The sequence below is a fragment of the Cupriavidus sp. HPC(L) genome, assembly GCF_000307735.3.
GTDB lineage: Bacteria > Pseudomonadota > Gammaproteobacteria > Burkholderiales > Burkholderiaceae > Cupriavidus.
This window is the reverse complement of record NZ_AMPR02000073.1, coordinates 1-10,812: the sequence shown is the minus strand read 5'-3', so window position 1 is coordinate 10,812 and position 10,812 is coordinate 1. Positions and strand designations below refer to the sequence as shown.

General features: G+C 69.9%; 10 protein-coding genes and 1 pseudogene. 4 read left to right on the top strand and 7 right to left on the bottom strand.

Annotation, left to right across the window (positions count from 1 at the left end):
- The 5 genes and pseudogenes from B551_RS06035 to B551_RS06015 form a co-directional block, all read right to left on the bottom strand.
- Window positions 1–180: pseudogene (locus B551_RS06035) on the bottom strand (hypothetical protein); the annotation flags it as partial.
- Window positions 180–1,382 carry a tryptophan--tRNA ligase gene (locus B551_RS06030; RefSeq protein WP_023263674.1) on the bottom strand — a complete coding sequence of 401 codons (1,203 nt, stop codon included), beginning with the start codon at window positions 1,380–1,382 and terminating at the stop codon, window positions 180–182. The pseudogene B551_RS06035 and the gene B551_RS06030, both read right to left, overlap by 1 nt.
- Window positions 1,383–1,433: 51 nt before the next feature.
- Window positions 1,434–2,099 (bottom strand): site-2 protease family protein, encoded by a 666-nt coding sequence (locus B551_RS06025; protein ID WP_006579093.1) that lies wholly within the window; start codon window positions 2,097–2,099, stop codon window positions 1,434–1,436.
- Between the two features lie 100 nt (window positions 2,100–2,199).
- Complete coding sequence (locus B551_RS06020) at window positions 2,200–2,823, bottom strand: L-threonylcarbamoyladenylate synthase (RefSeq protein WP_006579094.1); 624 nt, start codon at window positions 2,821–2,823, stop codon at window positions 2,200–2,202.
- A 16-nt stretch (window positions 2,824–2,839) separates the two neighbouring features.
- On the bottom strand, window positions 2,840–3,697 hold the full coding sequence (locus tag B551_RS06015; protein WP_006579095.1) for a 3',5'-nucleoside bisphosphate phosphatase: 858 nt from the start codon (window positions 3,695–3,697) through the stop codon (window positions 2,840–2,842).
- 190 nt (window positions 3,698–3,887) lie between these two features.
- Between B551_RS06015 and B551_RS06010 the strand changes: the two genes are divergently transcribed.
- Window positions 3,888–4,982 carry an NAD(P)/FAD-dependent oxidoreductase gene (locus tag B551_RS06010; RefSeq protein WP_083492528.1) on the top strand — a complete coding sequence of 365 codons (1,095 nt, stop codon included), beginning with the start codon at window positions 3,888–3,890 and terminating at the stop codon, window positions 4,980–4,982.
- Window positions 4,983–5,022: 40 nt separating this feature from the next.
- Here the strand turns inward: B551_RS06010 and B551_RS06005 are convergent, their stop codons facing one another.
- On the bottom strand, window positions 5,023–5,916 hold the full coding sequence (locus B551_RS06005; protein ID WP_043437665.1) for an alpha/beta fold hydrolase: 894 nt from the start codon (window positions 5,914–5,916) through the stop codon (window positions 5,023–5,025).
- A gap of 253 nt (window positions 5,917–6,169) precedes the next feature.
- Between B551_RS06005 and B551_RS06000 the strand changes: the two genes are divergently transcribed.
- A complete protein-coding gene (locus tag B551_RS06000) occupies window positions 6,170–7,942 on the top strand; it encodes an acyl-CoA synthetase (protein ID WP_006578704.1) in 1,773 nt (590 codons plus the stop codon).
- Between the two features lie 19 nt (window positions 7,943–7,961).
- Here the strand turns inward: B551_RS06000 and B551_RS05995 are convergent, their stop codons facing one another.
- Window positions 7,962–8,873 (bottom strand): ferritin-like domain-containing protein, encoded by a 912-nt coding sequence (locus B551_RS05995; RefSeq protein ID WP_043437653.1) that lies wholly within the window; start codon window positions 8,871–8,873, stop codon window positions 7,962–7,964.
- A 182-nt stretch (window positions 8,874–9,055) separates the two neighbouring features.
- Between B551_RS05995 and B551_RS05990 the strand changes: the two genes are divergently transcribed.
- Both B551_RS05990 and B551_RS05985 read left to right on the top strand, forming a co-directional pair.
- The gene (locus tag B551_RS05990) at window positions 9,056–9,580 is read left to right on the top strand and encodes a gamma carbonic anhydrase family protein (RefSeq protein WP_023263671.1); all 525 of its coding nucleotides are present in this window, start codon (window positions 9,056–9,058) and stop codon (window positions 9,578–9,580) included.
- Window positions 9,581–9,615: 35 nt separating this feature from the next.
- Entirely contained in the window at window positions 9,616–10,644 is a 1,029-nt protein-coding gene (locus tag B551_RS05985; RefSeq protein WP_043437660.1) for an Hsp33 family molecular chaperone HslO, read from the top strand.
- Window positions 10,645–10,812 lie beyond the last annotated feature (168 nt).

Genomic DNA, 10,812 nt, shown 5'->3' with positions numbered 1-10,812 from the left:
GAAACCGCGCTCGGCCAGCCAGCGCGCATGGCGCCCGCTGCCGCAGGCGAGGTCCAGCACGCGGCCGCCGGCGCGCAGCAACGGCGTCCAGCGCACCACCCACGGCGACGGCTCGCCGATCGCGGCATGCGGCGCACCGACGGAAATCGTTGACGGCACAGACGGCGGCAGCGAGCCCATCAGCGGTATCCCAGCCCCATCGCCTCGCGCACCTCGCGCATGGTCTCCTGCGCGACCGCGCTGGCCTTGGCGCAGCCGTGGTCGACGATGTCGCGCAGCAGGGCCGGATTGTCCATGTACGGCTGCGCGCGCTCGAGCATCGGCTGCTGCTCGCGCAGGATGCCCTCGATCACCGGCTGCTTGCATTCGATGCAGCCGATGCCGGCGCTGCGGCAGCCCTTGAGCACCCACTCTTTGGTCGGTTCATCGGAATACACCTGGTGCAGCTGCCATACCGGGCAGCGCGCCGGCTCGCCCGGATCGGTGCGGCGCACGCGCGCCGGGTCGGTCGGCATCGTGCGAACCTTCTTCTCGACCGAGTCCTTGTCCTCGCGCATGCGGATCGTGTTGCCGTAGGACTTCGACATCTTCTGGCCGTCGAGCCCGGGCATCCGCGAGGCCGCCGTCAGCAGCGCCTGCGGCTCGACCAGGATGGTCTTGCGCGATCCGGCCAGATAGCCCAGCAGCAGCTCGCGATCGTCATTGGACAGGCTCTGCGACTGCGCGACCAGCGCGCGGCCCTCTTCCAGCGCGCTGTCGGTGCCCTGCTCCTGGAAGGTCTTGCGCAGGTTGAGGAACACGCGGGTACGCTTGCCGCCGAGCTTTTTCGCGGCCTCCTGCGCCTTCTCCTCGAAACCGGGCTGGCGGCCATACAGGAAGTTGAAGCGGCGCGCGATCTCGCGCGTGATCTCGACGTGCGGCACCTGATCCTCGCCCACCGGCACCTTGTCGGCGCGGTAGATCAGGATGTCGGCCGCCTGCAGCAGCGGGTAGCCGAGGAAGCCGTAGGTCGCCAGGTCCTTGTCCTTCAGTTTCTCGATCTGGTCCTTGTAGGTCGGCACGCGCTCGAGCCAGCCCAGCGGCGTGCCCATCGACAGCAGCGTGAACAGCTCGGCGTGCTCGGGCACGCGGCTCTGGATGAACAGCGTCGCCTGCTCCGGATCGACGCCGGCGGCCAGCCAGTCGGTCAGCATCTCCCAGACCGATTGGCCGATCACCTCGGGCGACTCGTAGTGCGTCGTCAGCGCGTGCCAGTCGGCCACGAAGAAGAAGCACGGGTGCTCCGACTGCAGCTTGACCCAGTTTTTCAGCACGCCATGGTAGTGGCCAAGATGCAGCGCGCCGGTAGGCCGCATGCCGGAGAGAACGCGATCGGGGAACATGTCGTTGTAATCAGTCTTTCAGGAAATCATTGCACCAGCGTCATTGCAGCGTCATTGCACCAGTGCCAGGATCGGCGCCAGCAGCAGCTGGACCAGCGAGCCGAGCAGGCTCATCACCGGCTGCATCCAGACCCGCGTGATCACGCCGGCGGCGACCAGCGCCAGCACGACGAAGATGCCGTACGGCTCGATCTTCGACAGCGCGTACGCCATCCGCTGCGGCAGCAAGGCGCTGAGCACGCGCCCGCCGTCGAGCGGCGGAATCGGGAACAGGTTGAACGCCGCCACCACCAGGTTGACCAGCACGCCGGCGCGGGCCATCTGCGCGAAGAACGGCTCGTCGACCTGCGCCAGCACCAGGCCCAGCGCGATCAGCGCCCAGGCGAAGGCCTGCACCAGGTTCGCGCCCGGGCCGGCCAGCGCCACCCACATGCTGTGCCAGCGCGGATTGCGCAGCCGGCCGAAGGCGACCGGCACCGGCTTGGCGTAGCCGAACACGAACTGGCCGCTGGTGACCAGGTACAGCAGCAGCGGCACGGCGATCGTGCCGATCGGATCGATATGGCGGACCGGGTTCAGGCTGACCCGGCCGAGGATATAGGCGGTGTTGTCGCCGAAATGCTTGGCCACATAGCCATGCGCTGCCTCGTGCAGCGTGATGGCGAACAGCACGGGCAGCGCGTAGACCGCGAAGGTCTGAATCAGAGAGGCGTCCATGGGGCGCTATTGTAACGGCGGGCACCGCTCGCCACGCCGATTCGTCGGGCGCGTCGCGCGCGCGGGGTGGCTCGAGGCGCCCAGCGGCAACACGCCGCGCTCAAAGCCCGAAGCGGGCGACATCGCCACGTCCGGCGCGCACCAGCACCGGTTCGCCGCTGGTCAGGTCGATCACCGTACAGGCATGCGCGGGCGCGGTGCCGCCGCAGATCACCAGGTCGAGCTGCTTCTGCAGGCGTTCACGGATCTCCAGCGGATCGTCCAGCGGCGCGGCGTCGCCGGGCAGCTGCAGCGTCGCGCTGATGATCGGCTGGCCCAGTTCGTTCAGCAGCGCCTGCGGGATGGCGTGGTCGGGCACGCGCACGCCGATCGTCTTGCGGGCCGGATGCGACAGCCGCCGCGGCACCTCCTTGGTGGCCTCGAGGATGAACACATAGGGCCCCGGCGTGGCGCCCTTGATCCAGCGGTACTGGCGGTTGTCGACCCGGGCGAAGTTGCCGAGTTCGGACAGGTCGCGGCACATCAGCGTCAGGTGGTGCTTGTCGTCGATGCCGCGCAGCCGGCGCAGGCGCTCCACCGCCGCCTTGTCGTCGAGCCGGCAGGCCAGCGCATAGCTCGAATCGGTCGGCAGCGCGATCAGCCCGCCCTTGCCGACGATCTGGGCGGCCTGCTTGATCAGCCGCGATTGCGGATCGAGCGGATGGATATCGAAGAACTGCGACATGGCGCGAGCGGGCGGCTTACCAGTCGTGCCAGACCGGCGTCAGCGACGACGGCAGCGGCGGCAGCGTGCCGATCTCGACGCGTCCCTCGCCCGGCCCATGGAAGTCCGAGCCGCGCGAGGCGAGCAGCCCGTAGTGGCGCGCGACGTCGGCATAGCGGCGGTACTGGTCCGGCGTATGGCTGCCGGTCACGACCTCGACGGCGCCGCCGCCAAGCGCGGTGAACTCGTCGAACAGCGCGTCGTGCTGCGTATCGGTGTAGTCGTAGCGGCCGGGATGCGCCATCACGGCAATGCCGCCGGCGGCGCGGATCCATTTGACCGCCTCGCCGAGCGTGGCCCAGCGATGGCCGACATAGCCGGGCCGCCCTTCGGTCAGATAGCGGTCGAACACCTCGGAGATATTGCCGCAGATGCCCTCGTCGACCATCCAGCGGGCAAAGTGCGTGCGCGAGATCAGGTCCGGGTTGCCGACATAGCGCAGCGCGCCTTCGTAGGCGCCCTCGATGCCGACCGCGCGCAGTGCCTCGCCGATGTCCTGCGCGCGGCGGGCCCGGCCCGAGCGCGTCGCGGTCAGGCCGTCGATCAGTTCGGGGCACAGCGGATCGATCTGCAGGCCGACGATGTGCACCGTCTGGCCGGCCCAGGTCACCGAGATCTCGACGCCGGGCACATAGCGCATGCCCAGCGCCTCGGCGGTCTCGCGCGCGATCAGCTGGCCGCCCAGTTCGTCATGGTCGGTCAGCGACCAGATTTCGACGCCGTTCGCGTGCGCCCGCTCGGCGACGACCGCGGGCGGTAGCGTGCCGTCCGAGATGGTCGAGTGGCAATGCAGGTCGGCGTTGATGGCGTGGGAGGCGGCGTGGGAAGCGTGCATTCCGTCATTCTACTCCCGCGCCTTCGCCGCCCGCAGAGCCGAGGGCAGCCCCCCGGCGCAGGCCGCGCAAAGCCATGCCGCCAACGGTGGCGTAGCCGGAAGCGCGGCTGGGCCGGGGTATAGTGGACGCCTCCCCAGTCTCTTCGCGCCGCGTGCCGTCATCGCGCGCGCCGACCGCAACGATCCGATCATGCAGAACTCCCACCCGGCCTCCCCCTCCCACGACGCTTCCTCTCCCGCAGCAACGCATGCCGAGCCGGTCCGCACCGACGTGCTGATCGTCGGCGCCGGACCGGTCGGCCTGTTCGCCGCGTTCCAGGCCAGGGTGCTGGGCCTGCAATGCGAGATCATCGATGTGCTGGACCGCGCCGGCGGCCAGTGCACCGAGCTTTATCCCGAGAAGCCGATCTACGACATTCCTGCGGTGCCCGGCTGCCTGGCCCAGGAACTGGTCGACCGGCTGCTGGAGCAATGCGCGCCGTTCGCCGTGCCGATGCATTTCGGCCAGCGCGCCGAGGGCGTGCAGGAGCTGCCGGGCGAGCCGCAGCGGCTGCTGGTCGCCACCGACGCCGGCAAGCGTTTCGACGTCGCCGCGGTACTGATCTGCGCCGGCGCCGGCGCCTTCGCCCCGCAGCGCGTGTCGCTGCCCGAGGCGGCCCCGCTCGAGGGCCGGCATTTGCACTATGCGGTACGCGACGTGTCGCGCTTCGCCGGCAAGCGCGTGATCGTCGCCGGCGGCGGCGACTCGGCGCTGGACTGGGCGCTGGCGCTGCGCAAGGTGGCCGCGCGCGTCACGCTGCTGCATCGGCGCGAAGGCTTCCGCGCGGCCGACCATACCGTGGCCGAGATGCGCGCCGCGGTGGCGGCCGGCGAGATGGATTTTGTCGTCGGCATGCTGGGCGCGCTGCAGACCGAGGGCGACACGCTGGTCGCTGCGCAGGTACGCACGCGCGAGGACACGCTGACGCTGCCGGCCGACGAACTGGTCGCGCTGTACGGCCTGGTGTCCGAACCGGGCCCGATCGCGCATTGGGATCTCGACATGCGCGCCGGCCGCATCCTGGTCGATACGACGACCTACGAAAGCTCGCGCCGCGGCATCTTTGCCGCCGGCGATATCGCGTTCTATCCGAACAAGCAGAAGCTGATCCTGTCCGGCTTCCACGAGGCCGCGCTGGCGCTGCGCCGCGCGTATCACTACGCCTTCCCGGACAAGGCGCTGGTCCACGTGCATACCAGCAACAACGCCGCGCTGAAGGAGGCGCTGACGCACGGCGCGGACTGAAATCCTGGGGTCTTGAGGCGCTGACGCCCGCCGCGCGGGCTCAACCGCAGAACGACTCGATCAGCGCGGCAACCGCCTCGGGCTGGTCGTGATGCAGCATGTGGCCGGCGTCGTCGACGATCACCTCGCGGAAGTCGCGGAACGCGGCAAAGCGCTGCTTGAATTCCGCGATGCTCTGCTTGTGGGCGATATGGCGCAGCGTCTCGGAGTCGCGCGCCTCGACATGCAGCACGGGCGCGGTCGCCGCGGCCCAGATCGCCATCGCCTCGTCGACCCGATACAGCACCGGATTGATCATCTTGTGCGCGGGGTCGCCGAGGATCTCCCAGTGGCCCGCTTCGTTGCGGCGCGACCAGTGTTCGGCAAGAAACGCCGCGCGATCGTCGCGCAGCCGCGGATTGGTCTTCTTCAGCCGCGCCGCGACCGCCTCGACGCTGTCGTAGGTCTTCAGCGTCGGCGGTTCACGCAATTCGTCGAGCCAGCGGGCAAAGCGCCGCGGCGCCTGTTCCGGCCGCGTGGCGGTCATGCCAAAACCTTCCAGGTCCACCACGCGGCGCACCCGCTCCGGACGCACGCCGGCGTAGAAACACGCGATGTTCGCGCCCATGCTGTGGCCGACCAGGTCGACCGCGCCGTCGGGCTGATAGTGGTCGAGCAGGACCTCGAGATCGGCCAGATAGTCGGGAAACCAGTACGAGGCCGTGCCCGGATGGCGGGTCGGCCAACCGCTGCCGCCGAAGCCGCGCCAGTCCGGCGCGATCGCATGCCAGCGGCCGCGCAGCGCGTCGACCAGGAACTGGAACGAGGCCGCCACGTCCATCCAGCCATGCAGCAGGAACAGCTTCGGCGCGCCGGGTTCGCCCCAGTGGCGCACGTGGTAATCGAGGCCACGCACCGTGATACATTCGGAGCGCGATGTGTCGCGGATCGTCATGGTCTGCCCTGTCCCGCCTGTCGGCTGTTTGGTTGCGGCGATGGCGCTGCCGGTCGTGATGGTCGCGATGGTCGCGATGGTCGCGATGGTCTTGATGGTCGTGGTGAAGCCCGCCATCCCGGAGCCAGAAAATCGAACGCTCGTTCGATTTACCGCGATTGTAGCCACAAGCACGCCCGCGACGCCAGCCAGCATGCCAACAAACGCCGCGGCGCCCCAACGCCCGGCACACAAGAAAAGAACGGAGACCACCATGGCCGCACCCTCGCTGCCGGACAGCCGGCGCGACGACTATTCCGCGCTCTACCGCGATTTCCGCTGGCACGTTCCCGAATACTTCAATCTCGCCGAAGCCTGCTGCGGCCGTTGGGCGCGCGACCCCGCCACGCGCGACCGGATCGCCGTCCATGCCGAGCACGAGGACGGCCGGCGCGCCGCGCACCGCTACGGCGAGATCCAGCGCGACGCCAACCGGCTGTCGCACGCGCTGCGTGCGCTCGGGGTCCGGCGCGGCGACCGCGTCGCCATCGTGCTGCCGCAGCGGATCGAGACCGTGGTCGCCCATATGGCGGTCTACCAGCTCGGCGCGATCGCAATGCCGCTGTCGATGCTGTTCGGCCCCGAGGCGCTGGGCTATCGGCTGCAGCACAGCGAGGCCTGCGTGGCGATCGCCGACGAGACCTCGATCGACAATCTGCTGGCCGCGCGCGGCGACTGCCCGGCGTTGCAGGCGGTCATTGCAGTCGGCGACGCGGCCGGCCGGGGCGACCGCGACTGGGACGCGGCGCTGGCGGACCAGGCTGACGACTTCACGGCCGAGCGGACCAAGGCCGACGAGGCCGCGGTGCTGATCTACACCAGCGGCACCACCGGCCCGCCCAAGGGCGCGCTGCTGCCGCACCGCGCGCTGATCGGCAATCTGACCGGCTTCGTCTGCTCGCAGAACTGGTATCCGCGCGAGGACGATGTGTTCTGGAGTCCCGCCGACTGGGCCTGGACGGGCGGACTTTGGGACGCGCTGATGCCGGCGCTGTATTTCGGCAAGTCGATCGTCGGCTATCAGGGCCGCTTCTCGCCCGAGGTCGCGTTCGGGCTGATGGAGCGCTACCGCGTCACCAACACCTTCCTGTTCCCGACCGCGCTCAAGCAGATGATGAAGGCCTGCCCCGCCCCGCGCGAGCGCTACGACATCCGCCTGCGCGCGCTGATGAGCGCGGGCGAGGCGGTCGGCCAGACGGTGTTCGACTGGTGCCGCGAGGCCTTCGGCGTGATCGTCAACGAAATGTTCGGCCAGACCGAGATCAACTACATCGTCGGCAACTGCACCGCGCAATACGACGACGGGCAGCTCGGCTGGCCGGCGCGGCCTGGCTCGATGGGACGGCCCTACCCGGGCCACCGCGTCGCCGTGGTCGACGAAGAAGGCCGCCCCTGCCCGCCCGGCGAGGACGGCGAGGTCGCGGTCTGCACCACCGACATCCACGGCCATCCCGATCCGGTGTTCTTCCTCGGCTACTGGAAGAACGAGGCGGCCACCGAGGGCAAGTTTGTCGAGCACGACGGCCTGCGCTGGTGCCGCACCGGCGATCTGGCCCGCGTCGATGAAAACGGTTACCTGTGGTATCAGGGGCGCGCCGACGACGTCTTCAAGTCCTCGGGCTACCGGATCGGACCCAGCGAGATCGAGAACTGCCTGCTCAAGCATCCGGCGGTGTCGAACTGCGCGGTGGTGCCGTCGCCGGACCCGGAGCGCGGCGCCATCGTGAAGGCGTTCATCGTGCTGACGCCCGGCGTGCAGCGCTCGCCGGACGCCGAGGCCGCGCTCGTCGCCGAATTGCAGCAGCATGTGCGCGGGCAGCTGGCGCCGTACGAGTACCCGAAGGCGATCGCCTTCATCGACCAGTTGCCGATGACGACCACCGGCAAGATCCAGCGCCGCGTGCTGCGGCTGCAGGAGGAAGAGGCGGCGCGGCAGCGAGCAAACGCCGGCCAGCGCGCCGGAACTCAGCGCGTCGGCAACGCTTAGAAGAGGAACGCCTGGACGGTCAGCCGGCGCTGCCGGTCAGCCAGGCCAGCTCGTCCTCGTCGAAGCCGGCCGCGCGGCGCGCCGCCAGATTGAACGGCGGCCGCAGCCGCGGCGCCTGGTGGCGTTCGGCCAGTTCGGCATAGGTGGTAACGGGGTCCAGCCCGCGTTGCGCGCAAAGCCAGCGATACCAGCGGTTGCCAATCGCCACGTGGCCGACCTCGTCGCGCAGGATGATGTCGATGATGGCCGCGGCCTCGGCATCGCCGGCGTCGGCCAGCCGGGTGCGGACCACCGGCGAGGCGTCCAGCCCGCGCGCCTCCAGCGTGCGCGGCACCAGCGCCATGCGCGCCAGCACGTCGCCGGCGGTGCGATCCGCCATCTCCCACAGGCTGTTGTGCGCCGGGAAATCGCCGTAGGCGAAGCCCAGCTGGCGCAGGTGCGCGGCCAGCAGCGTGAAGTGCAGCGCCTCCTCGTCGGCGACCTGCAGCCAGTCGCGGTAATACGCCGGCGGCATGCCGGCGAAGCGCCAGACCGCGTCGAGCGCCAGGTTGATGGCGTTGAACTCGATATGCGCGAGCGCGTGGATCAGTACCGCGCGTCCCGCCGGGTCCTGCAGCGAGCGACGGCGCTCGACCTTCTGCGGCGGCACCAGCTCGGGGCGTGCCGGGCGCCCGGGCACCGGGCAGACGGCCTCGAGTTGCAGGCCGGCGCCGATGGCGTCGTCGGGGGCCTCCAATGCGGTAGCGCGCAGTCGGCGGGCGGCCGCCGCCTTGGCGGCAGGATCGCGCTCGGCCAGCACGGCGAGCGCGCGGTGGCGCAGCGAAAGCGGCGCAGAGGTCGCACCTGGGTCGTTCGGCCCCGGCGTGGCGTGGTTCGGGGCGGGTTCGGCAGCGTCAGCGGGCATGGGCGTAAAATCCGGTCTGGCCGCCATTGTAGAGCCCTGCCGGCACCGTCCGGCCGCACGGCCCACCGCCGTCCATGGGCACCGCCGCGGCGCTTGCGCCCTGCCCTGCCTGTCGTCCGGCCCGGCAAGCGCTGCAACGGCACGCGGTCACGCCCTTTAAGGCACGGCGGCCATCCCCATCTACAAACGAACCCCGTACAGGAGACCTCATGCCGCTTTACCAGCTCGGCGATACCGCCCCTTCCATCGATGCCGACGCCTACGTGGCCGCAGAAGCCACCGTGATCGGCAACGTGACGCTCAAGGCGCGGGCCAGCGTCTGGCCGGGCGCGGTGATCCGGGGCGACAACGAGCCCATCGTGCTCGGCGAAGCGACCAACGTCCAGGAAGGCGCCGTGCTGCACACCGATCCGGGCTGCCCGCTGACGATCGGCGACCGCGTCACCATCGGCCACCAGGCCATGCTGCATGGCTGCACGATCGGCGAAGGCGCGCTGATCGGCATCCAGGCGGTGGTGCTGAACCGCGCGGTGATCGGCAAGGAATGCCTGGTCGGCGCCGGCGCCATCGTCACCGAAGGCAAGGTGTTCCCCGATCGCACGCTGATCCTGGGCGCCCCGGCCAAGGCGGTACGCGAGCTGAGCGACGAGGAAGTGGCCGGCCTGTACCGCAACACCGACACGTACGCGGCACGCCAGGCCGTCTACAAGACAGAATTGAAACGCATCGGCTGAGCCCACGCGCCGGCCGATCCCACCGATGGATGATCGTGACTGAAACCCAAACCCCGGACACCCTGCAGAAGTTCCTGTTCGACGCCGCCCCGGTGCGCGGCGAGCTGGTGCGGCTGCAATCGACCTGGCAGGAAGCGCTGCAGCGCCACCACTATCCGGCGCCGGTCCGCCGGCTGCTCGGCGAGATGATGGCCGCCGCGGCGCTGCTGTCGGCCAACCTGAAGTTCAACGGCGCGCTGGTGATGCAGTTGCATGGCGACGGGCCGGTGCGGATGCTGGTGGTCGAATGCCTGTCCGACCTGTCGCTGCGCGGCACCGCCAAGCTGGCCGAAGGCGTCGAGATCGCCGACGATGCCACGCTGGCCGAACTGGTCAATCAGCATGGCCAGGGCCGCTTTGCCATCACGCTGGACCCGCACGACAAGCTGCCGGGCCAGCAGCCCTACCAGGGCATCGTGCCGCTGGCCGACGCCCACGGACCGCTGGGTTCGATCAGCGCCGTGCTCGAGCACTACATGCAGGCCTCGGAGCAGCTCGACACGCGGCTGTGGCTGGCCGCCGACGACCGCGTCGCCGCCGGCATGCTGCTGCAGAAGCTGCCCTCCTACGGCGGCACGATGGAAGGCAAGCCCGGCCGGCCGCCCGCGCAGGTCGGCGAGACCGGCGCGCCGCTGTCGGCTCATGGCCGCGCCCAGGATCTCGACACCTGGGACCGCGCCTGCCAGCTCGGCGCCACGCTGAAGACCGAGGAACTGCTGGCCGAGCAGCCCGATACGCTGCTGCGGCGGCTGTTCTGGGAGGATCTGCAGGATGCCGGGCTGCGCGTGTTCGAACCGGGCACGCCGCACTTCCGTTGCTCGTGCTCGCGCACCAAGGTGGCCAACATGCTGCAGTCGCTGGGCCAGGCCGAGGTCGACGACATCGTGGCCGAGCGCGGCTCGGTCGAGATCCATTGCGACTTCTGCGGCCAGGAGTACCGCTTCGACCCGGTCGACTGCGCACAGTTGTTCAGCGGCGCCGCGATGCCGGCGGGTGTCGGCGAGGGCGCCGGGCATCGGCACTGAGCTGCACTGAGTTGCCCTGAGCGGCGGCACTGAGCGCGACCGCGCCAGCCTCACCCGTTCCCCGATGTTCTCCCTCTCCCCTCAGGGGGAGAGGGTTGGGGAGAGGAGGTGGTTTCAAGCCCCACCGCCATATTCACCGCCGCTGCCCCCCCCCCCCCCCCCCCCCCC